The sequence below is a fragment of the Streptomyces sp. enrichment culture genome, from assembly GCF_964273145.1.
Lineage (GTDB): Bacteria > Actinomycetota > Actinomycetes > Streptomycetales > Streptomycetaceae > Streptomyces.
In genome coordinates, this window is the sequence record NZ_OZ186873.1 from 5,842,888 (window position 1) to 5,865,612 (window position 22,725).

Below are 22,725 nucleotides of genomic sequence, written 5' to 3' on the forward strand. Positions count from 1 at the left end.
CCGCCCACACCGGGCGCCGACGAGGCGCCGCCGGCCGCCCGCGGCACCAGGCCCCGCGAGCCCGGCATGATCCGAACGAGAGACCCTAGTGGCACAGGCGCGCCTCGTGCTCCGCGTGTCCGCCGGGCTCCAGCTGGAAGGTGCAGTGCTCCACGTCGAAGTGGTCGCCCAGGCAGCCCTGGAGCTCGTGGAGCATCTTCTCGTACCCGATCGCGGTGAGCACCTCGGAGCTGACCACCACGTGCGCGGAGAGCACCGGCATGCCCGAGGTGATCGTCCAGGCGTGCAGGTCGTGCACGTCCTCCACGCCGTCGAGCGCCAGTATGTGCGCCCTCACCTCCGCCATGTCGACGCCCCGGGGAGCCGCCTCCAGCAGCACGTCCAGGGTCTCGCGCAGCAGCCGCCAGGTGCGCGGGACGATCATCAGGCCGATGACCAGCGAGGCGATCGGGTCGGCGGCCTGCCAGCCGGTGGCCAGGACCACCAGGGCGGAGACGATGACCGCGACCGAGCCCAGGGCGTCCGCCGCCACCTCCAGGAACGCCCCGCGCACGTTCAGGCTCTCCCGCTGCCCCCGCATCAGCAGCATCAGCGACACCGTGTTCGCCACCAGGCCCACCGCGCCGAAGACGGCGGTCAGCCCGCCCTCGGTGCCGGCCGGGGTGACGAACCGCTCGACCGCCTCGAACAGGACGTAACCGCCGACCCCGAGCAGCAGCAGGCAGTTGGCCAGCGCGGCGAGGATCTCCGCACGGGCGTACCCGAAGGTGCGCCGCTCGCTCGGCGGGCGGGCCGCGAAGTGGATCGCGAGCAGCGCCATGCCGAGCCCCAGGGCGTCCGTCGCCATGTGCGCCGCGTCGGCGACGAGGGCGAGCGAGTTCGCGAGCACCCCGCCGACGACCTCGACGACCATGACGGCGAGCGTGATCGACAGCGCCATGCGCAGCCTGCCGCGGTAGGCGGCGGTCGCCGTACCACCGGCGGGTGCGCCGTGCGCGTGCCCGTGATCGTGCCCAGCCCCCATGAAAACCGCCTCTCCGTGGTCCGTCCGGACCACAGTGAACTACGGGTGGGGGGTATCCGGCAACGCGGCACTGAACACCGTTGTCATTGGCTCTGACCTGCGTAAACGTTGTGCAGGTCAGAGGAGTGGACGAGCCGGTGAACCCGTCGCGCGCCCCGCCGCCGCGGCCGCCCTCCGGCCCTTCGGCGCACCCGTGCCGACCGGGCCGCCCGGGTCCGCGCGCCGCCTTGTCCGTGTGCCGCGCGGCGCGGCCCGAGGCCCGATTGTGTGCGTGATACCACTGTTACGTCGCTGTTGTCCGTTCTGGTAGGGCGGTTTGTGGGCCGGGCCCCGAATCCCCGATGATGACGGCGGCAAAGGTGTGCGCACGCCGTGTTGACCGGCCGAGAAACAGGCGGTGAACGCGGCGTTCTGGTCATCCGATAACCTCTGCCGACATGCCGCCCGGGAGCCGCAGGCCCGGGCATCCCCACCATGCACATGCCCGACGCGCCCAGGTGTCGGCACCCAGGGAGTGAGTTTCGGTTGTCGACCGCCATCCTCACCGGTCCGCCGGTCCCCGGTTCGTCGATCGAGGGCGATCTGCGGTCGCTCGGCTTCGACGTGCGCACCGCCGCCGACGCCGCCGAGGCCGAGACCCTGCTGGCCGCGGTGGCCTGCGGGGAACGGGTCGCGCTGGTCGACGCCCGCTTCGTGGGGCACCTGCACGCCCTGCGCCTCGGCCTGACCGACCCCCGCTTCCCGCTCGCCGCCATCCCCGGCGCCGTGACCGCCCAACCGGCCGGCCGCCTGGACCTGACCCGCGCGCTCGCCCGCGAGAACACCGCCGACGGCGGGGCCCCTCCCGGACCGCCGGCCACGTCCGAGCAGGGCGGCACCCGCACGGCCGTCGACAGCCTCGCCGACCGCGTCGTGGCCGCCCTCGCCGCCGACGGCACCGACGTGCACCGGCCCGAGCTCGGCACCCTCGTCGCCGTCGTCCCCGACGGCCCGCAGGCCCGCGACGAGGCACGGCGGGCCGTCGCCGCCGTCGACGAGGAGACCGTCCGCCTGAAGTCGGCCGTGAAGGCCCGCGACGGGTTCTTCACCACCTTCTTCATCAGCCCCTACTCCCGCTACCTCGCCCGCTGGTGCGCCCGCCGCGGCCTGACCCCCAACCAGGTGACGACCGCCTCCCTGCTCACCGCGCTGATCGCGGCGGGCTGCGCGGCCACCGGCACCCGCGGCGGATTCGTCGCCGCGGGCCTGCTGCTGCTCCTCTCCTTCGTGCTGGACTGCACCGACGGCCAGCTCGCCCGCTACTCCCTGCAGTACTCCACCCTCGGCGCCTGGCTCGACGCCACCTTCGACCGCGCCAAGGAGTACGCGTACTACGCCGGCCTCGCCCTCGGGGCCGCCCGCGGCGGCGACGACGTGTGGGCCCTCGCCCTGGGCGCGATGGTCCTGCAGACCTGCCGGCACGTCGTGGACTTCTCCTTCAACGAGGCCAACCACGACGCCGCCGCCAACACCAGCCCCACCGCCGCCCTGTCGGACAGGCTCGACAGCGTCGGCTGGACGGTCTGGGCGCGCCGGATGATCGTCCTGCCGATCGGCGAACGCTGGGCCGTGATCGCCGTCCTGACGGCGGCCACCACCCCCCGCGTCACCTTCTACGCGCTGCTCGCCGGCTGTGCCTTCGCCGCGACGTACACCACGGCGGGCCGCGTCCTGCGCTCGCTGACCCGCAAGGCCCGGCGGACGGACCGGGCGGCCGGGGCGCTGGCCGACCTCGCCGACTCCGGGCCGCTCGCCCGGGGCCTCGCGGCGGCCCTCAAGAACCCCGCGCGCCGCCTGCCCGCCCTCGTGCCCCCCGTCGCCGCCCTGCTCGGCGGCCTCGCGGTCACCGCCGCCGCGGCCCTCACCGGCTTCGGCAGCCCCTGGCCCGCCGTCGCCGCCGTCGGCTACGTCCTGACCTCCGGCCTCGCCGTCGCCCGCCCGCTCAAGGGCTCCCTCGACTGGCTCGTCCCCCCGTTCCTGCGCGCCGCCGAGTACGGCACCGTCCTGCTGCTCGCGGCGAAAGCGGAGGCGGACACGGCGGTGGACGGGGTGCTTCCGGCGGCGTTCGGGCTGGTCGCGGCGGTCGCCTACCATCACTACGACACGGTCTACCGCATCCGCGGCAACGCGGGTGCGCCCCCGCACTGGCTGGTGCGGGCGATCGGGGGCCACGAGGGCCGCACGCTGCTGGTCGCCGTACTGGCCGTCCTGCTCACCGCCTCGCAGTTCAAGGTCGCGCTCACGGTGCTCGCCGTGGCCGCCGCCCTCGTGGTGCTCGTCGAGAGCATCCGCTTCTGGGTGACCGCCCACAAGGGTGGCGCACCCGCCGTACACGACGAAGGAGAACCCGCATGATCGGCCTCGTGCTGGCGGCCGGTGCCGGACGGCGCCTGCGGCCCTACACCGACACCCTGCCCAAGGCGCTGGTTCCGGTGGGGCCCGAGGGCGCGCCGGACGGCCTGACCGTGCTGGACCTGACGCTGGGCAACTTCGCGGAGGTCGGGCTGTCCGAGGTCGCGGTCGTCGTCGGTTACCGCAAGGAGGCGGTGTACGCGCGCAAGGAGCAGCTGGAGGCGAAGTACGGCCTGAAGCTCACCCTGATCGACAACGACAGGGCCGAGGAGTGGAACAACGCCTACTCCCTGTGGTGCGGGCGGGAGGCGCTGAGGGACGGGGTGATCCTGGCCAACGGCGACACCGTGCACCCGGTCTCGGTGGAGAAGACGCTGCTGGCGGCCCGCGGGCAGGGCAAGAAGATCATCCTCGCGCTGGACACGGTCAAGCGGCTGGCCGAGGAGGAGATGAAGGTCGTCGTGGACCCGGACAAGGGGGTGCGGCGGATCACCAAGCTGATGGACCCGGCGGAGGCGACCGGTGAGTACATCGGTGTGACGCTGATCGAGGGCGAGGCGGCGGCGGAGCTGGCCGACGCGCTGCGGACGACCTTCGAGCGGGACCCGCAGCTGTACTACGAGGACGGTTACCAGGAGCTGGTGGACCGCGGTTTCCGCGTCGACGTGGCGCCGATCGGCGACGTGCCGTGGGTCGAGATCGACAACCACGACGACCTCGCCAAGGGCCGGGAGATCGCGTGCCAGTACTGACCCGGCTCATCCCCTCGCCGGTCGTCGTCGACATCCGCGCGGGTGCGCTGAACGACCTGGCGAGCATCCTCGCCGACGAACGCGTGTCGCACTCGGGGCGGCTGGCCATGGCGGTCAGCGGCGGCTCGGGCGCCCGGCTGCGCGAGCGGATCGCCCCGTCCCTGCCCGGTGCCACCTGGTACGAGGTGGGCGGCGGCACCCTGGACGACGCCGTCCGGCTGGCCGACGCGATGAAGTCCGGCCGCTACGACGCGGTCGTCGGACTCGGCGGCGGCAAGATCATCGACTGCGCCAAGTTCGCCGCCGCGCGCGTCGGCCTCCCCCTGGTGGCGGTGCCCACCAACCTCGCCCACGACGGCCTGTGCTCCCCGGTCGCCACCCTGGACAACGACGCGGGCCGCGGTTCGTACGGCGTGCCGAACCCGATCGCGGTCGTCATCGACCTGGACGTGATCCGCGAGGCCCCGGCGCGCTTCGTGCGCTCGGGCATCGGCGACGCCGTCTCCAACATCTCCGCGGTCATGGACTGGGAGCTGTCCCACCGCGTCAACGGCGAGAAGGTCGACGGCCTGGCCGCGGCCATGGCCCGCCAGGCCGGCGAGGCCGTGCTGCGGCACCCGGACGGCATCGGGGACAACGGCTTCCTGCAGGTGCTGGCCGAGGCGCTGGTCCTCACCGGCATCGCGATGTCCATCTCGGGCGACTCACGGCCGTCCTCCGGTGCCTGCCACGAGATCAGCCACGCCTTCGACCTGCTGTTCCCCAAGCGCGCGGCCAGCCACGGCGAACAGGTGGGGATCGGCGCGGCCTTCGCGATGTACCTGCGCGGCGCGCACGAGGAATCGGCGTACACGGCCGAGGTGCTGCGCCGGCACGGGCTGCCGGTGTTCCCCGAGGAGATCGGCTTCACCCGGGACGAGTTCGTCCGGGTCGTGGAGTTCGCCCCGGAGACCCGGCCCGGCCGCTACACGATCCTCGAACACCTCGACCTCAAAACCGAACAGATCAAGGACATCTACGCCGACTATGTCAAGGCCATCGGTAGCTGAACTCCGCCCGGTCGTCCACCCCGCGGGGGTCAAGGACCGGCGCAGCGGTGAGCACTGGGCGGGACGCCTCTACATGCGCGAGGTGTCGCTGCGGGTCGACCGCTACCTGGTGAACACCAGGGTCACGCCGAACCAGCTCACGTACCTGATGACCGTCTGTGGCGTCCTCGCGGCCCCGGCCCTGCTGGTGCCGGGGATCACGGGCGCCGTGCTCGGCGTGGTGGCGGTCCAGCTGTACCTGCTGCTGGACTGCGTGGACGGCGAGATCGCGCGCTGGAGGAAGCAGTACTCGCTCGGCGGCGTCTACCTCGACCGGGTCGGCGCCTACCTGACCGACGCCGCCGTCCTGGTCGGGCTCGGACTGCGCGCCGCCGACCTGTGGGGGACCGGGCGGATCGACTGGCTGTGGGCCTTCCTCGGCACCCTGGCCGCCCTCGGCGCCGTCCTGATCAAGGCCGAGACCGACCTCGTCGGCGTCGCCCGCCACCAGAACGGGCTGCCCCCGGTCAAGGAGGCCGCGTCCGAGCCGCGCTCCTCCGGCATGGCCCTGGCCCGCCGGGCCGCCGCCGCGCTCAAGTTCCACCGGCTGATCCTCGGCATCGAGGCGTCCCTGCTGATCCTGGTCCTCGCCATCGCGGACCAGGTCCGGGGCGACCTGTTCTTCACCCGGCTGGGCACCGCCGTCCTCGCCGGGATCGCGCTGCTGCAGACCCTGCTGCACCTGGTGTCCGTCCTCGCCTCCAGCAGGCTGCGGTGAGCGGTATGAAGGTCGGCGCCGTCGTCATCACCATGGGCAACCGCCCCGCCGAGCTGCGCGCGCTGCTCGACTCGGTCGCGGCGCAGGACGGCGACCCGGTGGAGGTCGTCGTCGTCGGCAACGGCTCGCCCGTGCCCGACGTCCCCGAGGGCGTCCGCACCGTCGAGCTGCCGGAGAACCTCGGCATCCCCGGCGGCCGCAACGTCGGCATCGAGGCCTTCGGCCCCGGCGGCCGGGACGTCGACATCCTGCTGTTCCTCGACGACGACGGGCTGCTGGCCCGCACCGACACCGCCGAGCTGTGCCGCCGGGCCTTCGCCGAGGACCCCGGGCTCGGCATCATCAGCTTCCGCATCGCCGACCCGGACACCGGCCTCACCCAGCGGCGCCACGTGCCCCGGCTGCGCGCCTCCGACCCGATGCGCTCCTCCCGCGTGACCACCTTCCTCGGCGGCGCCAACGCCGTACGGACCCGGGTCTTCGCGGAGGTCGGCGGCCTGCCGGACGAATTCTTCTACGCCCACGAGGAGACCGACCTGGCCTGGCGGGCCCTCGACGCGGGCTGGATGATCGACTACCGGTCCGACATGGTGCTGTACCACCCGACGACCGCCCCCTCCCGGCACGCGGTCTACCACCGCATGGTCGCCCGCAACCGCGTCTGGCTGGCCCGCCGCAACCTGCCCCTCCCGCTGATCCCGGTGTACCTCGGCGTCTGGATGCTGCTCACCCTGCTGCGCCGCCCTTCCCTGCCGGCCCTCAAGGCCTGGTTCGGCGGCTTCCGGGAGGGCTGGACCACCCCCTGCGGGCCGCGCCGTCCCATGAAGTGGCGTACGGTGTGGCGGCTGACCCGACTGGGCCGGCCCCCTGTCATCTGACAAGCTCGTATCCGAGCAACCGGGCCGGTCCCGGACGCAGGTTCATGCCAGGCCCGCACAGGCTGCGCATCCTGAAGACGAAAGTTTCCACAGTGAGTGAGACAACGCACGACGGCACGGTCGCGGTGACCGCCACGCCGGCGTCGCCCGACGAGGGCCTCACGGCGGCGCAGCTCGCCGCCCGGTACGGGCTGACCGTGAGCGGCGCCCGGCCGCCCCTTGGCGCGTACGTCCGCCAGCTCTGGGGACGGCGGCACTTCATCATCGCCTTCTCCCAGGCCAAGCTGACCGCCCAGTACAGCCAGGCCAGGCTGGGCCAGCTGTGGCAGGTGGCCACACCGCTGCTGAACGCCGCGGTGTACTTCTCCATCTTCGGCCTGATCCTCGAGGCCAACCGGGGCATGTCCAGTGAGGTGTACATCCCCTTCCTGGTCACGGGCGTCTTCCTGTTCACCTTCACGCAGAGCTCGGTGATGGCGGGCGTACGCGCGATCTCCGGCAACCTGGGGCTGGTGCGCGCGCTGCACTTCCCGCGGGCCGCGCTGCCGATCTCCTTCGCGCTCCAGCAGCTCCAGCAGCTGCTGTTCTCGATGATCGTGCTGTTCGCCGTGGTGATCGGGCTCGGCAGCTACCCGGACCTGTCGTGGCTGCTGATCGTGCCGGTGCTGGTGCTCCAGTTCCTCTTCAACACCGGTCTGGCGCTGGCCATGGCCCGGGCGGGCGCCAAGACGCCGGACCTGGCGCAGCTGATGCCGTTCATCATGCGCACGTGGATGTACGCGTCCGGCGTGATGTTCTCCATCCCGGTCTTCCTGGCCGGCCACCCGGGCTGGATCGCCACCGTCCTGCAGTGGAACCCGGCCGCGGTCTACATGGACCTGATGCGCTTCGCCCTCATCGACGGCTACGGTTCCGAGAACCTCCCCGACCACGTCTGGGCGGTCGCGTGCGGCTGGGCCGTGCTGTTCGCCGTCGGCGGTTTCGTGTACTTCTGGAAGGCGGAGGAGAGGTACGGCCGTGGCTGATCCGAACACCGGGGAGCGTGTCCCCACCGTCATCGCGGACGACCTGCACATCGTCTACCGCGTCAACGGCGCCCGGACCGGCAAGGGCAGCGCGACCGCCGCCCTCAGCCGCATCCTCAAGCGCGGCGAGGAGAGGGGCGTGCGCAAGGTGCACGCCGTGCGCGGCGTCTCCTTCGTCGCCTACCGCGGCGAGGCCATCGGCCTGATCGGCTCCAACGGGTCCGGCAAGTCGACCCTGCTGCGGGCCATCGCCGGCCTGCTGCCCGCCGAGAAGGGCAAGGTCTACACCGACGGCCAGCCCTCCCTGCTCGGCGTCAACGCGGCCCTGATGAACGACCTGACCGGTGAGCGCAACATCATCCTGGGCGGCCTGGCGATGGGCATGTCCCGCGAGGAGATCAAGGAGCGCTACCAGGAGATCGTCGACTTCTCCGGCATCAACGAGAAGGGTGACTTCATCACCCTGCCGATGCGGACGTACTCCTCCGGCATGGCGGCCCGCCTGCGCTTCTCCATCGCCGCCGCCAAGGACCATGACGTCCTCATGATCGACGAGGCGCTGGCCACCGGCGACCGCTCCTTCCAGAAGCGTTCCGAGGAGCGCATCAGGGAGCTGCGCAAGGAGGCCGGCACGGTGTTTCTGGTCAGCCACAACAACAAGTCGATCCGCGACACCTGCAACCGCGTCCTGTGGCTGGAGCGCGGCGAGCTGCGGATGGACGGCCCGACCGAAGAGGTGCTCAAGGAGTACGAGAAGTTCACGGGCAAGTAGCCGCCCGGCCGCCCATGGGCGGCCGGGCGTTCCCGGGGCCCCGCCGGAACCGCTTCGGCGGGGCCCGCTTCCGCAAAGGAAACGTCAACTCCCGCTTTTCTTGGGAATCTTGAAGCCGATCGATGTGTTGTCGTGATGCGCGGGACCCCCGGCACGGCCCGGTGAGTCGTACAACGTAAGCTGTACCGGTCCCGAAACGCGGCAAGTGGGCCGATAACGCCCGGCGTCCTCGGCCGGGGCAACCGCGTGGGCGGCCGGGCGGCGTGTCCGAAATAGTGTGTATTGGGTCGGCAGTGTAGAACGGGAGATGTGACGGCAATGGCTACGGAAACTCCCCGGCTCCGCGGAGCGCGTGCCGTCCCCGCCCCGGGCAGCCGGCGGTGACGGCCACCGGCACGGCGCGCGCCGCCGACCCGGTGCGCGGCACACTCGACAAGGCCGCGGGCGAGAACTTCCCCGTGGCCCCCTTCTTCCTGCCCCGGGCCTGGCGCGAGGACCTCATGGCCGTGTACGGCTTCGCCCGTCTCGTCGACGACATCGGCGACGGCGATCTGGCCCCCGGCGGTGCCGACGCCCGCCTCCTCGGCGTCGCGGGGGAGGCGGCCGAGGACCGGCTCGCCCTGCTCGACGCCCTCGAGGCCGACCTGCGCCGTGTTTTTGACGCCACCCCGTTCCACCCCCTCCTGCGCCGTCTCCAGCCGACGGTCCGCCGCCGCTCGCTGACGCCCGGGCCCTTCCTCGGCCTGATCGCCGCGAACCGCCAGGACCAGCTGGTCAAGCGGTACGAGACGTACGACGACCTCCTCGCCTACTGCGAACTGTCCGCCAACCCGGTCGGCCGCCTGGTCCTCGCCGTCACCGGCACCTCGACGCCCGAACGGATCCGCCGCTCCGACGCGATCTGCACCGCGCTGCAGATCGTCGAGCACCTCCAGGACGTCGCCGAGGACCTCGCCCGCGACCGCGTCTACCTGCCCGCCGAGGACATGAAGCGCTTCCACGTCCGGGAGGCGGACCTCGCCCTGCCCACCGCCGGCGCGTCGGTGCGCGCGCTGGTCGCGTACGAGGCGCAACGCGCCCGCGACCTGCTGCATGACGGCGCCCCCCTGGTGGGTAGCGTCCAGGGCAGGCTGAGACTGCTGCTCGCAGGATTCGTGGCGGGGGGGAGGGCGGCCCTCCGGGCGATCGCCGCCGCCGACTACGACGTACTCCCCGGCCCGCCCAGACCCGGCAAGGTCCGATTGCTGCGCGAGGTGGGCCCGACCCTGCGAGGAGAGGGGTGATCCGGACCGTGGAGTCGCCACCGCACGTGTCCGCGCCGGTACTCGCCGCCTACCGCTACTGCGAGGCCGTCACCGGGCAGCAGGCCCGCAACTTCGCCTACGGCATCAGGCTGCTGCCCACGCCCAAGCGCCGCGCGATGTCGGCGCTGTACGCGTTCTCGCGCCGCGTCGACGACATCGGCGACGGCGCCCTCGGGGACGACGTGAAGGCCGCCCGGCTGGAGGAGACCCGCGCGCTGCTCACCCGGATCCGGGAGGGCGCCGTCGCCGAGGACGACACCGACCCGGTCGCGGTCGCCCTGGCCCACGCCGCCGGGCGGTTCCCTATCCCGCTGGAGGGCCTGGACGAGCTGATCGACGGCGTCCTGATGGACGTCCGCGGCGAGACCTACGAGACCTGGGACGACCTGAAGGTCTACTGCCGCTGCGTGGCCGGCGCCATCGGGCGGCTCTCCCTCGGTGTGTTCGGCACCGAACCGGGGGCGCACGGCGCCGAGCGCGCGCCCGAGTACGCCGACACGCTCGGACTCGCGCTCCAGCTCACCAACATCCTGCGGGACGTCCGCGAGGACGCCGAGGGCGGGCGCACGTACCTGCCCGCCGACGACCTCGCCAAGTTCGGGTGCGCGGACGGCTTCGCCGGGCCGACACCACCGGAGGGCTCCGACTTCGCGGGCCTGGTCCACTTCGAGGTGCGACGGGCCCGCGCCCTCTTCGCCGAGGGCTACCGGCTGCTCCCGCTGCTCGACCGCCGCAGCGGGGCCTGCGTCGCCGCCATGGCCGGCATCTACCGCCGGCTGCTGGACCGCATCGAACGCGACCCGCACGCCGTACTGCGGGGCCGTGTCTCGCTCCCGGGCCACGAGAAGGCGTACGTCGCCGTGCGCGGCCTGTCCGGCCTGGACACCCGGCACGTGACCCGGCGGCCCGTCAGGAGGCGCGCCTGATGGGCACACCCGTGCAGGAGGAGGCCGGCGAGGGGAGACGGCGGGCAACCCACCGGTGGCGCGTGGCGTCCTGGACTGAGACGGTCGGTCGTGCACCGTCCGAGCGGCGCGACCGCCGCACAGGGGAGACCGCACGATGAGCCATCACGACGACACGGTTCCCGCTGGACCGCCGGCGGATCCGGCAACCCGCTCCGCACGGCACGCCGTCGTGGTCGGCGGCGGCCTCGCCGGCATCACCGCGGCGCTCACCCTCGCCGACGCCGGGGTGCGCGTCACCCTGCTCGAAGGCCGCCCGCGGCTGGGCGGGCTCGCCTTCTCCTTCCGGCGCGGCGGCCTGACCGTCGACAACGGCCAGCACGTGTACCTGCGCTGCTGCACCGCCTACCGCTGGTTCCTCGACCGCGTCGGGGGCGCGGCGCTGGCACCGCTGCAGGACCGCCTCGACGTGCCCGTCGTCGACCTGGACCGGCCCGAGGGACGGCGGCTGGGCAGACTGCGGCGCGACGCGCTGCCCGTACCCCTGCACCTGGGGCGCAGCCTCGCCACGTACCCGCACCTGTCGCTCGCCGACCGCGCCAGGGCGGGCCGCGCCGCGCTCGCGCTCCAAGGGCTCGACCCCGCCGATCCGGCCCTGGACGCACAGGACTTCGGCAGCTGGCTGACCGCGCACGGCCAGTCGGCGCGCGCCGTCGAGGCCCTGTGGGACCTGATCGGGGTCGCCACCCTCAACGCGGCCGCGGGCGACACCTCCCTGGGGCTCGCCGCGATGGTGTTCAAGACCGGCCTGCTGTCCGACCCGGGCGCGGCCGACATCGGCTGGGCCCGCGTCCCGCTGGGCGAACTGCACGACCGGCTGGCCCGCGAGGCGCTCCTCCGCGCCGGCGTCCGCACCGGGACCCGTACCCGCGTCACCGCCGTCTCCCCCGACGGCGACGGCGGCTGGGCCGTCCGGGTGCCCGGCGAGACGCTCCGGGCGGACACCGTCGTGCTCGCCGTACCGCAGCGCGAGGCGCACGGCCTGCTGCCCGCCGGCGCCCTGGACGACCCCGGGAAACTGCTGGAAATCGGCACCGCGCCGATCCTCAACCTCCACGTCGTCTACGACCGCAAGGTTCTCGGCGTGCCGTTCCTCACGGCGCTCGGCACCCCCCTGCAGTGGGTGTTCGACCGGACCGAGGCGTCCGGGCTGACCGAGGGCCAGTACCTGGCCGTCTCGCAGTCGGCCGCGCAGGAGGAGATCGACGCCCCCGTGGCCGTGCTGCGCGAGCGGTACCTGCCCGAACTGGAGCGGCTGCTGCCGCGTGCGCGGGGCGCCGCGGTGAAGGACTTCTTCGTGACCAGGGAGCGCACCGCGACCTTCGCTCCCACCCCCGGCGTCGGACGCCTCAGGCCCGGCGCCCGCACCAAGGCACCCGGCCTCTACCTGGCCGGGGCGTGGACCGCCACCGGGTGGCCCGCGACCATGGAGAGTGCGGTCCGCAGCGGCGTCGGCGCGGCGGGCGCCGCGCTCGGCGCCCTGGGCCGGTCCCGCGATCGCCTCCCCGGCTTCTTCGAGGAGGCGGCATGAAGACCGATCCGCGCGCCACCGACCGCCGCACCCGCGGTACCGCAAGCAGAGGAGAAACTGTGCCCACTGTGCCCCCGGCCCCGACGGCTGACGCGGTGGACGTGACCGCGCTCCTGGAGCGCGGCCGGACCTTGGCCACACCGGTACTGCGGGCGGCCGTCGACCGCTTGGCGCCTCCCACGGACACCGTCGCCGCCTACCACTTCGGCTGGATCGACGCCGAGGGCAACCCGGCGGACGGCGACGGAGGCAAGGCCGTCCGCCCCGCCCTCGCGGTGCTCTCCGCCGAGGTGACCGGCGCCGCACCCGAGACGGGCGTCCCCGGTGCCGTCGCCGTGGAACTGGTGCACAACTTTTCGCTGCTGCACGACGACCTGATGGACGGTGACGAGCAGCGCCGCCACCGCGACACCGTGTGGAAGGTGCACGGTCCCGCCCAGGCCATCCTGGTCGGCGACGCCCTGTTCGCCCTGGCCAACGAGATCCTGCTGGAGCTCGGGACGGTGGAGGCGGGCCGGGCCGCCCGCCGCCTGGCCACCGCCAGCCGCGCCCTGATCGACGGCCAGGCGCAGGACATCGCCTACGAGCACCGCGACCGCGTCAGCGTCGAGGAGTGCCTGGAGATGGAGGGCAACAAGACCGGCGCCCTGCTGGCCTGCGCCAGCTCCATCGGCGCGGTCCTCGGCGGCGCCGACGACACCGCCGCCGACGCGCTGGAGACGTACGGTTACCACCTCGGCCTGGCCTTCCAGGCCGTCGACGACCTCCTCGGCATCTGGGGCGACCCGGAGGCCACCGGCAAGCAGACCTGGAGCGACCTGCGCCAGCGCAAGAAGTCCCTGCCGGTCGTCGCCGCGCTCGCGGCGGGCGGCCCCGCCTCCGAGCGGCTCGGCGAGATCCTCGCCGCCGACGCCAAGAGCAGCGACTTCGAGAACTTCTCCGAGGAGGAGTTCGCGGCCCGAGCCGCCCTCGTGGAGGAGGCCGGCGGCCGCGAGTGGACCGCCGAGGAGGCACGCCGCCAGCACACCATCGCCATCGAAGCGCTCGACGCCGTCGACATGCCCGACGCCGTGCGGGCCCGTTTCACGGCGCTCGCCGACTTCGTCGTCGTACGAAAGAGATGATCATTATCGGCCGAATACGCCTCGCGTAGTCGCCGGCCGGTGACGTGATCGGACGTCACCGGCCGACGGCGGACCCACAGCAGACGCATCAGCACACTGCACGAAGGGGAAGCCATGACAGCGACGACCGACGGAAGCACCGGGGCCACCCTGTCGCCCCGCGCTGCCGCGGCCAGCGAAACCGACAGCACCGTCCCCGCGGCGGCCGGGGTACGGGAAGCCGCCGCCCGCGCCATGCGGCGCGCCACCGACTTCCTGCTCGCCCGGCAGGACGCCCAGGGCTGGTGGAAGGGCGACCTCGAGACGAACGTCACGATGGACGCCGAGGACCTGATGCTCCGCCGGTTCCTCGGCATCCTCGACGAGGACACCGCCCGCGCCGCCGCCCTCTTCATCCGCGGCGAGCAGCGCGAGGACGGCACCTGGGCCACCTTCTACAAGGGCCCCGGCGACCTGTCCACCACCATCGAGGCGTACGTCGCCCTCCGCCTGGCCGGAGACGCGCCCGACGCCCCCCACATGGCGAGGGCCGCCGCCTGGGTCCGCGGGCAGGGGGGCATCGCCGCCTCCCGCGTCTTCACCCGGATCTGGCTCGCCCTGTTCGGCTGGTGGAAGTGGGAGGACCTGCCCGAGCTCCCGCCGGAGATCGTCTACCTCCCGACGTGGATGCCGCTCAACATCTACGACTTCGGCTGCTGGGCCAGGCAGACGATCGTACCGCTCACCATCGTCTCGGCGAAGCGGCCGGTGCGCCCGGCGCCGTTCCCGCTCGACGAGCTGCACACCGACCCGGCGCACCCGAGTCCGCCCAGGCCCCTGGCCCCCGCCGCCAGTTGGGACGGCACCTTCCAGCGGATCGACAAGGCGCTGCACGTCCTGCGCAAAGTGGCCCCGCGCCGGCTGCGCAAGGCCGCCATGAACACCGCCGCCCGCTGGATCATCGAACGGCAGGAGAACGACGGCTGCTGGGGCGGCATCCAGCCCCCGGCCGTGTACTCGGTCATCGCGCTGTACCTGCTCGGCTACGACCTCCAGCACCCGGTGATGCGGGCCGGTCTGGAGTCGCTGGACCGTTTCGCGGTCTGGCGCGAGGACGGAGCCCGGATGATCGAGGCGTGCCAGTCCCCGGTGTGGGACACCTGCCTGGCGACCATCGCCCTGGCCGACGCCGGCCTGCCCGCCGACCATCCCCAACTGGTGAAGGCCGCGGACTGGATGCTCGGCGAGCAGATCGTGCGCCCCGGCGACTGGTCGGTGCGCAGGCCCGGACTCCCGCCCGGGGGCTGGGCGTTCGAGTTCCACAACGACAACTACCCCGACACCGACGACACCGCCGAAGTCGTCCTCGCCCTGCGCCGCGTCGAGCACCACGATCCGGAGCGGGTGGAGAAGGCCATCGAGCGCGGGGTGCGCTGGAACCTCGGGATGCAGTCGAGGAACGGCGCCTGGGGCGCCTTCGACGCCGACAACACCAGCCCCTTCCCCAACCGGCTGCCCTTCTGCGACTTCGGCGAGGTCATCGACCCGCCGTCCGCCGACGTCACCGCGCACGTCGTGGAGATGCTCGCCCTCGAGGGCCTGGCCCACGACCCGCGCACCCGGCGCGGCGTCGAGTGGCTGCTGGCCGAGCAGGAGCCGGACGGCTCGTGGTTCGGGCGCTGGGGCGTCAACTACGTCTACGGCACCGGGTCGGTCGTCCCCGCCCTGGTCGCGGCCGGCATCCCCGGCTCGCACCCGGCGATCCGCCGGGCGGTGGCCTGGCTGGAGTCGGTCCAGAACGACGACGGCGGCTGGGGCGAGGACCTGCGGTCCTACCGGGACGTCAGGGAGTGGAGCGGCCGGGGCGCCTCCACCGCCTCCCAGACGGCCTGGGCGCTGATGGCCCTGCTCGCGGCGGGGGAGCGGGACTCCAGGTCCGTCGAACGCGGCGTCGAGTGGCTCGCCGCCACCCAGCGGGAGGACGGCTCCTGGGACGAGCCGTACTTCACCGGAACCGGCTTCCCCTGGGACTTCTCCATCAACTACCACCTCTACCGGCAGGTGTTCCCCCTCACCGCGCTCGGCCGGTACGTGAACGGAGAACCCGCCGTCCTGAGGAAGTCCGCAGCGAGCCAGCCCCTCGCCGAGGCGAAGGGAAGCTGATGAGCGCCCGGCCCGCCCCGGCACCGCTGCTGGTCGCCTGCGCGCTCGGCATCGAGCACCTCGCCCTGCGCGCCGGTGACCACGGCGGCGCCGGCGGGCCCGTCACCGTCCTGCGCACGGGCATGGGGCCGGTGGCGGCCGAGCGCTCCGTCACCCGGGTCCTGGCCGACCCGGCGCTCGCCGGCGCCGCCGTGCTGGCTACGGGTTTCTGCGCGGGCCTGGCCCCCGGAATGCACCCCGGGGACTTGGTCGTCGCCGAGGAGACCCGCGACCCGCGCGGCAGCGTGCCGTGCGACGGGACCGACCTGCTCGTCAAGGAGCTCGGGCGCGTCCTGGCCGGGCGCACCGTCCACACCGGGCCGCTCGCCGGATCCGACCACGTGGTCCGCGGCCCGGAGCGGTCCGCTCTGCGCGCCACCGGTGCGATCGCCGCCGACATGGAGTCGGCGGCCACGCTCCTGAGCGCCGTGCGGGCGGGGGAGCGCCCGGTTGCGGCCGTCCGGGTGGTCGTGGACGCTCCCGAACACGAACTGGTCAGAATCGGCACGGTGCGCGGTGGAATATCGGCCTTCCGTGTCCTTCGTTCCGTACTGCCTGTTTTCCTCGAATGGCACCGCAACGTGTTGCTCCCCAGGAGGTGAGCCAGATGGCCATGCCGCTGCGCCAGTCCATCAAGGTCGCTACATACTTGGCCGAACAGAAGCTCCGCCGGCGGGACAAGTTTCCGCTCATCGTCGAGTTGGAACCGCTCTTCGCGTGCAACCTGAAGTGCGAGGGCTGCGGCAAGATCCAGCACCCGGCCGGGGTGCTCAAACAGCGCATGCCCGTCGCCCAGGCCGTGGGAGCGGTCCTGGAATCCGGTGCGCCGATGGTGTCCATCGCCGGCGGCGAGCCTTTGATGCACCCCCAGATCGACGAGATCGTGCGGCAGTTGACGGCCAAGCGGAAGTACGTCTTCCTGTGCACCAACGCGATGCTGCTGCGCAAGAAGATGGACAAGTTCGAGCCCTCCCCCTACTTCGCCTTCGCGGTGCACATCGACGGACTGCGCGAGCGGCACGACGAGTCCGTCGCCAAGGAGGGCGTGTTCGACGAGGCCGTGGCGGCGATCAAGGAGGCCAAGCGGCGCGGTTTCCGGGTCACCACCAACTCGACCTTCTTCAACACCGACACCCCGCAGACCGTCGTCGAGGTGCTGAACTACCTCAACGACGACCTCCGGGTCGACGAGATGATGATCTCGCCCGCCTACGCCTACGAGAAGGCGCCCGACCAGGAGCACTTCCTCGGCGTGGAGCAGACCCGTGAACTGTTCAGGAAGGCCTTCGCGGGCGGCAACCGGCGTCGCTGGCGGCTCAACCACTCGCCGCTGTTCCTCGACTTCCTGGAGGGCAAGGTCGACTTCCCCTGCACCGCGTGGGCGATCCCGAACTACTCCCTCTTCGGCTGGCAGCGCCCCTGCTACCTGATGAGCGACGGGTACGTGCCGACCTACCGGGAGCTGATCGAGAAGACGGACTGGGACAAGTACGGCCGCGGCAAGGACCCGCGCTGCGCCAACTGCATGGCGCACTGCGGCTACGAGCCCACCGCCGTGCTGGCCACCATGGGTTCCCTGAAGGAGTCCCTGCGCGCCATGCGCGAGACCGTCTCCGGGAACCGGGGCTGACGCCGTGACGGCCGTTCCTCTGGGTGCCCCGGGGGTACCGCCCCGGCCGGTCGCCGAGCGCCGGAGGAGCCGGCGGATCCAGGTCGGATCCGTGGCGGTGGGCGGGGACGCGCCCGTCTCGGTGCAGTCCATGACGACGACCCGCACCTCCGACATCGGCGCCACGCTCCAGCAGATCGCGGAGCTGACCGCCTCGGGCTGCCAGATCGTCCGGGTCGCCTGCCCCACGCAGGACGACGCCGACGCGCTGGCGGTCATCGCGAGGAAGTCACAGATCCCGGTCATCGCGGACATCCACTTCCAGCCCAAGTACGTCTTCGCCGCCATCGAGGCGGGATGCGCGGCGGTGCGGGTGAACCCGGGCAACATCAAGAAGTTCGACGACCAGGTCAAGGAGATCGCCAAGGCGGCCAGGGACCACGGCACCCCCATCCGCATCGGCGTGAACGCGGGCTCCCTGGACAAGCGGCTGCTGCAGAAGTACGGCAAGGCCACCCCCGAGGCGCTGGTGGAGTCCGCGCTGTGGGAGGCCTCCCTCTTCGAGGAGCACGACTTCCGCGACATCAAGATCTCCGTCAAGCACAACGACCCGGTCGTGATGATCGAGGCCTACCGCCAGCTCGCCGCCCAGTGCGACTACCCCCTGCACCTGGGGGTGACCGAGGCCGGTCCGGCCTTCCAGGGCACCATCAAGTCGGCCGTCGCCTTCGGCGCGCTGCTCTCCCAGGGCATCGGCGACACCATCCGCGTCTCGCTGTCGGCCCCGCCGGTGGAGGAGGTCAAGGTCGGCCTGCAGATCCTGCAGTCCCTGGGCCTGCGCCGGCGCGGCCTGGAGATCGTCTCCTGCCCCTCCTGCGGCCGCGCCCAGGTCGACGTCTACAAGCTGGCCGAGGAGGTCACCGCCGGTCTGACGGGGATGGAGGTGCCGCTGCGGGTGGCGGTGATGGGCTGTGTCGTCAACGGGCCGGGCGAGGCCCGCGAGGCCGACCTCGGCGTCGCCTCCGGCAACGGCAAGGGGCAGATCTTCGTCAAGGGCGAGGTCGTCAGGACCGTCCCCGAGTCCAAGATCGTGGAAACCCTGATCGAAGAGGCCATGAAGATCGCCGAGCAGATGGAGAAGGACGGCGTCGGGCCGGGGGATCCGGCCGTCACCGTGAGCTGACCGGCACGGACCGAAGGGGGCCGAGCGTGACGATTCTGCGGAGCATCCGGGGACCACACGACCTGAAGGCGCTGTCCGAGGCGGAACTCGGTGAACTGTCCGGCGAGATACGCGAGTTCCTGGTGCAGGCGGTCGCCAGGACCGGCGGCCACCTGGGACCCAACCTGGGGGTGGTGGAACTCACCGTCGCCTTGCACCGGGTCTTCGACTCACCGGACGACCGCATCCTGTGGGACACCGGTCACCAGAGTTACGTCCACAAACTCCTGACCGGGCGCCAGGACTTCTCCAAACTACGCGGCAAGGGCGGCCTGTCCGGCTATCCGTCACGGGAGGAGTCCGAGCACGACGTCATCGAGAACAGCCACGCCTCGACCGCCCTCGGCTGGGCCGACGGCCTCGCCAAGGCACGCCGGGTGCGGGGGGAGAGCGGCCATGTCGTCGCCGTCGTCGGCGACGGCGCGCTCACCGGCGGCATGGCCTGGGAGGCGCTGAACAACATCGCCGCGGCCCGGGACCGGCCGCTGATCATCGTCGTCAACGACAACGAGCGCTCCTACGCGCCGACCATAGGAGGCCTCGCCAACCACCTGGCCACCCTGCGCACCACCGACGGCTACGAGAAGGTGCTGGCCTGGGGCAAGGACGTGCTCCGGCGCACCCCCGTCGTCGGCACCCCCGTCTACGAGGCCCTGCACGGCGCGAAGAAGGGGTTCAAGGACGCCTTCGCGCCGCAGGGCCTGTTCGAGGACCTGGGGCTGAAGTACGTCGGTCCGGTCGACGGCCACGACATCGGCGCCGTCGAGTCGGCGCTGCGGCGCGCGAAGCGCTTCCACGGGCCGGTGCTGGTCCACTGCCTGACCGAGAAGGGCCACGGCTACGGACCCGCCCTCGCCCACGAGGAGGACCGCTTCCACACCGTCGGCGCGATGGATCCGCGCACCTGCGAGCCGCGCACCCCCTGCGGCGGGCCGTCGTGGACCTCGGTGTTCGGCGAGGAGATGGTGCGGATCGGCGAGGAGCGCGAGGACGTGGTGGCGATCACGGCGGCCATGCTGCACCCGGTGGGCCTGGGCGCCTTCGCCGAGCGGTTCCCCGACCGGGTCTGGGACGTCGGCATCGCCGAGCAGCACGCGGCCGTCTCCGCCGCCGGACTGGCCACCGGCGGCCTGCACCCCGTCGTCGCCCTCTACGCGACCTTTCTCAACCGCGCCTTCGACCAGCTCCTGATGGACGTGGCGCTGCACCGCTGCGGCGTGACCTTCGTGCTGGACCGGGCCGGCGTCACCGGCGCCGACGGCCCCTCGCACAACGGCGTGTGGGACCTGTCGATCCTCCAGGTCGTCCCCGGGCTGCGCATCGCCGCGCCCCGCGACGCCGGCCAGCTGCGCGCCCAGCTGCGCGAGGCCGTCGCCGTCGGCGACGCCCCCACCCTGCTGCGCTTCCCGAAGGGGTCCGCCGGGCCGGAGATCCCGGCGGTGGACCGGATCGGCGGACTGGACGTCCTGCACGCGGCGGACCGGCCGGAGGTACTGCTCGTGGCCGTCGGCGTGATGGCGCCGGTCTGCCTGCGCGCCGCCGACCTGCTGGAGGCCCGCGGCATCGGGTGCACCGTCGTCGACCCGCGCTGGGTCAAGCCCGTCGACCCGGCGCTGCCGCCCCTGGCCGCCCGGCACCGGCTGGTCGCGGTCGTGGAGGACAACAGCCGCGCGGCCGGCGTGGGATCGGCGGTGGCGCTGGCGCTGGGCGACGCCGACGTCGACGTACCGGTACGGCGGTTCGGCACCCCGGAGCAGTTCCCCGCGCACGCCAAGCGCGCCGAGGTGCTCGCCGACATCGGTCTCACCCCCGTCGAGGTGGCCGGACGGATCAGCGCGAGCCTGGCCGCCGGCGAACGGCGGGCACAGGACCGGCGGACCGTCCCGCCCGTTCAAGGAGAGAACTGAATGACCACGGAGTTCGACCTCGGCACGCTCCTGGCCGAGCGCGGAGCCGAACGCTACGAGCTGCACACGAGGTACCTGAACCACCAGCTCCCGCGCATGCTGCACACCATCGGCTTCGACAAGGTCTACGAGCGTGCGCAGGGCGCGTACTTCTGGGACGCGGACGGCAACGACTACCTGGACATGCTGGCCGGGTTCGGGGTGATGGGCCTGGGCCGCCACCATCCCGTCGTCCGCAAGGCGCTGCACGACGTCCTTGACGCCTCCCTCGCCGACCTCACCCGCTTCGACTGCCAGCCGCTGCCCGGACTGCTGGCCGAGAAGCTGCTGTCGTACAGCCCGCACCTGGACCGCGTGTTCTTCGGCAACAGCGGTACGGAGGCCGTCGAGGGCGCGCTGAAGTTCGCCCGGTACGCGACCGGGAAGCCGAGGGTGCTGTACTGCGAGCACGCCTTCCACGGCCTGACCACCGGCTCCCTGTCCGTCAACGGCGAGTCCGGCTTCCGTGACGGCTTCGCCCCGCTGCTGCCCGACACGGCCGTCCCGCTCGGTGACCTCGACGCGCTGGAGAGGGAGCTGAGGAGGGGCGACGTCGCCGCCCTGATCGTCGAGCCGGTCCAGGGCAAGGGCGTGTACGAGGCCCCGCCCGGCTACCTGCGCGCCGCGCAGGAGCTGCTGCACCGGCACAAGGCACTGCTCATCGCCGACGAGGTGCAGACGGGCCTGGGCCGCACCGGCCGCTTCTACGCCTACCAGCACGAGGACGGCGTCGAACCGGACCTGGTGTGCGTGGCCAAGGCGCTGTCCGGCGGTTATGTGCCGGTGGGAGCCACGCTCGGCAAGGACTGGATCTTCAAGAAGGTCTACTCGTCGATGGACCGGGTGCTGGTCCACTCGGCGAGCTTCGGGTCCAACGCGCAGGCCATGGCGGCCGGACTCGCCGTGCTGTCCGTCATGGACGACGAGCGGATCGTCGCCAACGCAGCCGCCACCGGGGAGCTGCTCAGGTCCCGGCTGGCCGCCCTCGTCGACAAGTACGAGCTGCTCGCCGATGTCCGCGGCCGGGGCCTGATGATCGGCATCGAGTTCGGCCGGCCCCGGTCGCTGAAGCTGCGCAGCCGCTGGACCATGCTGCAGGCCGCCCGCAAGGGCCTGTTCGCACAGATGGTGGTCGTCCCGCTGCTGCAACGGCACCGGATCCTCACCCAGGTCTCCGGCGACCACCTGGAGGTGATCAAACTGATCCCGCCGCTGATCATCGGTGAGCGGGAGGCGGACCGGTTCGTCGAGGCCTTCACCGAGGTCATGGACGACGCCCACGAGGGCGGCGGTCTACTGTGGGACTTCGGGAGGACATTGGTCAAGCAGGCGGTGGCGGGCCGCTGAGCCAGGGCGGCCCCGGGACCTCCGGGTCCGCAGGACCCCCGGCGGGGTTTGCCTGAGGGGCAAGAAAATTGCCTTACGGGCAAGATTTCGGCTCAATGGAGGCATGAGCCCTTCCGCGTCCGGGCCGGCCGGTCCCGCCGAGCCGGTGGCCGTCGTCGCGCCGCAGCTGCGAGCCCTGCGGCGGCGCGCCGGCCTCACCCTGGAGGCCGCGGCCCGCGCCGCCGGGCTGTCGCCCGCGCACCTGTCCCGTCTGGAGACCGGGCAGCGCCAGCCCTCCCTGCCGATGCTGCTCGCCCTCGCCCGGATCTACGCCACGACCGTCTCCGAGCTGCTCGGCGAGACGGTCGCGGACCGGGACGCCGTCGTCCGCGCCGCCGCCATGGAGCCGACGGTCGCGGGCGGCTGGACGTACTGGCAGGCCGGGGCGTCCGGCCGGGGCATGCAGGCCCTGCGCGTCCACGTGCCCCACGGCTCCCAGGGCGACATCGTGCGCGTGCACCCCGGTGAGGAGTGGCTGTACGTCCTCGGCGGGCGGCTGCGGCTGCGCCTCGGGGACGCCACGCACCGGCTCGGACCCGGCGACAGCGCCCATTTCGACTCGCTCACCCCGCACCGGATCGCCGCCCAGGACGCCGACGGGGTCGAGCTGCTGTTCGTCCACACCCTGCTGCAGAGCCCCACGGCCGCCCTGTGCCTGGGCCCGAACCCCGGAGAGACGTCATGAAGGACATGGAAGAGAAGTTCCCGCGCGGCCTGTGGGTACGGCTCATCGTCTACATCGCCGTCGGGCACGTCTTCGCGGCCTTCATCTACCTGCTGTTCGAGGTCGGCGCCAAGTAGCGGCCGTC

The 22,725-nt window shown here is 72.4% G+C and carries 21 protein-coding genes; 20 read left to right on the plus strand and 1 reads right to left on the minus strand.

Translation table 11 applies throughout. The features are described from left to right. Nucleotides 1–85 precede the first annotated feature (85 nt). A complete protein-coding gene (locus ACSU6Z_RS25905) occupies nt 86–1,024 on the minus strand; it encodes a cation diffusion facilitator family transporter (RefSeq protein ID WP_437049193.1) in 939 nt (312 codons plus the stop codon). 525 nt (nt 1,025–1,549) lie between these two features. Here ACSU6Z_RS25905 and ACSU6Z_RS25910 point away from each other — a divergent pair. The 20 genes from ACSU6Z_RS25910 to ACSU6Z_RS26005 all read left to right on the plus strand — a co-directional run bounded on the left by ACSU6Z_RS25910 (nt 1,550) and on the right by ACSU6Z_RS26005 (nt 22,717). Beyond that, on the plus strand, nt 1,550–3,418 hold the full coding sequence (locus ACSU6Z_RS25910; RefSeq protein ID WP_437049195.1) for a DUF5941 domain-containing protein: 1,869 nt from the start codon (nt 1,550–1,552) through the stop codon (nt 3,416–3,418). Continuing rightward, complete coding sequence (locus ACSU6Z_RS25915; protein ID WP_437049197.1) at nt 3,415–4,167, plus strand: sugar phosphate nucleotidyltransferase; 753 nt, start codon at nt 3,415–3,417, stop codon at nt 4,165–4,167. The genes ACSU6Z_RS25910 and ACSU6Z_RS25915 overlap by 4 nt, the downstream gene beginning before the upstream one ends. Further along, nucleotides 4,155–5,216, plus strand: coding sequence for an iron-containing alcohol dehydrogenase family protein (locus tag ACSU6Z_RS25920; RefSeq protein WP_437049199.1), 1,062 nt, complete (start codon nt 4,155–4,157; stop codon nt 5,214–5,216). The genes ACSU6Z_RS25915 and ACSU6Z_RS25920 overlap by 13 nt, the downstream gene beginning before the upstream one ends. Next, a complete protein-coding gene (locus ACSU6Z_RS25925) occupies nt 5,194–5,973 on the plus strand; it encodes a CDP-alcohol phosphatidyltransferase family protein (RefSeq protein ID WP_437049200.1) in 780 nt (259 codons plus the stop codon). Before ACSU6Z_RS25920 ends, ACSU6Z_RS25925 begins: the two co-directional genes overlap by 23 nt. A 5-nt stretch (nt 5,974–5,978) precedes the next feature. Beyond that, nucleotides 5,979–6,851 (plus strand): glycosyltransferase family 2 protein, encoded by an 873-nt coding sequence (locus tag ACSU6Z_RS25930; RefSeq protein ID WP_437050492.1) that lies wholly within the window; start codon nt 5,979–5,981, stop codon nt 6,849–6,851. Between the two features lie 92 nt (nt 6,852–6,943). Further along, nucleotides 6,944–7,876 (plus strand): ABC transporter permease, encoded by a 933-nt coding sequence (locus tag ACSU6Z_RS25935; RefSeq protein ID WP_437049202.1) that lies wholly within the window; start codon nt 6,944–6,946, stop codon nt 7,874–7,876. Continuing rightward, nucleotides 7,869–8,648 carry an ABC transporter ATP-binding protein gene (locus ACSU6Z_RS25940; RefSeq protein ID WP_437049204.1) on the plus strand — a complete coding sequence of 260 codons (780 nt, stop codon included), beginning with the start codon at nt 7,869–7,871 and terminating at the stop codon, nt 8,646–8,648. Before ACSU6Z_RS25935 ends, ACSU6Z_RS25940 begins: the two co-directional genes overlap by 8 nt. A gap of 380 nt (nt 8,649–9,028) precedes the next feature. Further along, nucleotides 9,029–9,931 (plus strand): squalene synthase HpnC, encoded by a 903-nt coding sequence (hpnC, locus tag ACSU6Z_RS25945; RefSeq protein WP_437049206.1) that lies wholly within the window; start codon nt 9,029–9,031, stop codon nt 9,929–9,931. Continuing rightward, nucleotides 9,928–10,878 carry a presqualene diphosphate synthase HpnD gene (hpnD, locus tag ACSU6Z_RS25950; RefSeq protein WP_437049207.1) on the plus strand — a complete coding sequence of 317 codons (951 nt, stop codon included), beginning with the start codon at nt 9,928–9,930 and terminating at the stop codon, nt 10,876–10,878. The genes hpnC and hpnD overlap by 4 nt, the downstream gene beginning before the upstream one ends. After that, the gene (locus ACSU6Z_RS25955; protein ID WP_437049209.1) at nt 10,878–11,018 is read left to right on the plus strand and encodes a DUF6380 family protein; all 141 of its coding nucleotides are present in this window, start codon (nt 10,878–10,880) and stop codon (nt 11,016–11,018) included. The genes hpnD and ACSU6Z_RS25955 overlap by 1 nt, the downstream gene beginning before the upstream one ends. Continuing rightward, complete coding sequence (hpnE, locus tag ACSU6Z_RS25960; RefSeq protein WP_437049211.1) at nt 11,015–12,448, plus strand: hydroxysqualene dehydroxylase HpnE; 1,434 nt, start codon at nt 11,015–11,017, stop codon at nt 12,446–12,448. The genes ACSU6Z_RS25955 and hpnE overlap by 4 nt, the downstream gene beginning before the upstream one ends. A gap of 68 nt (nt 12,449–12,516) precedes the next feature. Then, nucleotides 12,517–13,572 (plus strand): polyprenyl synthetase family protein, encoded by a 1,056-nt coding sequence (locus ACSU6Z_RS25965; protein ID WP_437050493.1) that lies wholly within the window; start codon nt 12,517–12,519, stop codon nt 13,570–13,572. Nucleotides 13,573–13,686: 114 nt separating this feature from the next. Continuing rightward, entirely contained in the window at nt 13,687–15,714 is a 2,028-nt protein-coding gene (gene shc, locus ACSU6Z_RS25970) for a squalene--hopene cyclase (protein WP_437049213.1), read from the plus strand. Further along, nucleotides 15,714–16,355 carry a phosphorylase family protein gene (locus ACSU6Z_RS25975; protein WP_437049215.1) on the plus strand — a complete coding sequence of 214 codons (642 nt, stop codon included), beginning with the start codon at nt 15,714–15,716 and terminating at the stop codon, nt 16,353–16,355. Before shc ends, ACSU6Z_RS25975 begins: the two co-directional genes overlap by 1 nt. Before the next feature lie 5 nt (nt 16,356–16,360). Beyond that, nucleotides 16,361–17,383, plus strand: coding sequence for an adenosyl-hopene transferase HpnH (hpnH, locus tag ACSU6Z_RS25980; RefSeq protein WP_437049217.1), 1,023 nt, complete (start codon nt 16,361–16,363; stop codon nt 17,381–17,383). A 4-nt stretch (nt 17,384–17,387) separates the two neighbouring features. Then, entirely contained in the window at nt 17,388–18,545 is a 1,158-nt protein-coding gene (gene ispG / locus ACSU6Z_RS25985) for a flavodoxin-dependent (E)-4-hydroxy-3-methylbut-2-enyl-diphosphate synthase (RefSeq protein ID WP_437049219.1), read from the plus strand. Nucleotides 18,546–18,571: 26 nt separating this feature from the next. Further along, entirely contained in the window at nt 18,572–20,491 is a 1,920-nt protein-coding gene (dxs, locus tag ACSU6Z_RS25990) for a 1-deoxy-D-xylulose-5-phosphate synthase (protein ID WP_437049220.1), read from the plus strand. Further along, a complete protein-coding gene (locus ACSU6Z_RS25995) occupies nt 20,492–21,877 on the plus strand; it encodes an aspartate aminotransferase family protein (RefSeq protein WP_437049221.1) in 1,386 nt (461 codons plus the stop codon). Between the two features lie 103 nt (nt 21,878–21,980). Next, a complete protein-coding gene (locus tag ACSU6Z_RS26000; RefSeq protein ID WP_437049223.1) occupies nt 21,981–22,601 on the plus strand; it encodes a helix-turn-helix domain-containing protein in 621 nt (206 codons plus the stop codon). Next, a complete protein-coding gene (locus ACSU6Z_RS26005; RefSeq protein WP_437049225.1) occupies nt 22,598–22,717 on the plus strand; it encodes a DUF6126 family protein in 120 nt (39 codons plus the stop codon). The genes ACSU6Z_RS26000 and ACSU6Z_RS26005 overlap by 4 nt, the downstream gene beginning before the upstream one ends. Nucleotides 22,718–22,725 lie beyond the last annotated feature (8 nt).

Excerpts from the sequence above, each read along its gene's own strand:
- ACSU6Z_RS25905 (WP_437049193.1), bottom strand. The coding sequence starts at position 1,024 with ATGGGGGCTGGGCACGATCACGGGCACGCGCACGGCGCACCCGCCGGT.
- ACSU6Z_RS25915 (WP_437049197.1), top strand. The coding sequence starts at position 3,415 with ATGATCGGCCTCGTGCTGGCGGCCGGTGCCGGACGGCGCCTGCGGCCC.
- ACSU6Z_RS25925 (WP_437049200.1), top strand. The coding sequence starts at position 5,194 with ATGTCAAGGCCATCGGTAGCTGAACTCCGCCCGGTCGTCCACCCCGCG.
- ACSU6Z_RS25930 (WP_437050492.1), top strand. The coding sequence starts at position 5,979 with ATGAAGGTCGGCGCCGTCGTCATCACCATGGGCAACCGCCCCGCCGAG.
- ACSU6Z_RS25955 (WP_437049209.1), top strand. The coding sequence starts at position 10,878 with ATGGGCACACCCGTGCAGGAGGAGGCCGGCGAGGGGAGACGGCGGGCA.
- hpnE (WP_437049211.1), top strand. The coding sequence starts at position 11,015 with ATGAGCCATCACGACGACACGGTTCCCGCTGGACCGCCGGCGGATCCG.
- shc (WP_437049213.1), top strand. The coding sequence starts at position 13,687 with ATGACAGCGACGACCGACGGAAGCACCGGGGCCACCCTGTCGCCCCGC.
- ACSU6Z_RS25975 (WP_437049215.1), top strand. The coding sequence starts at position 15,714 with ATGAGCGCCCGGCCCGCCCCGGCACCGCTGCTGGTCGCCTGCGCGCTC.
- hpnH (WP_437049217.1), top strand. The coding sequence starts at position 16,361 with ATGGCCATGCCGCTGCGCCAGTCCATCAAGGTCGCTACATACTTGGCC.
- ACSU6Z_RS25995 (WP_437049221.1), top strand. The coding sequence starts at position 20,492 with ATGACCACGGAGTTCGACCTCGGCACGCTCCTGGCCGAGCGCGGAGCC.
- ACSU6Z_RS26000 (WP_437049223.1), top strand. The coding sequence starts at position 21,981 with ATGAGCCCTTCCGCGTCCGGGCCGGCCGGTCCCGCCGAGCCGGTGGCC.
- ACSU6Z_RS26005 (WP_437049225.1), top strand. The coding sequence starts at position 22,598 with ATGAAGGACATGGAAGAGAAGTTCCCGCGCGGCCTGTGGGTACGGCTC.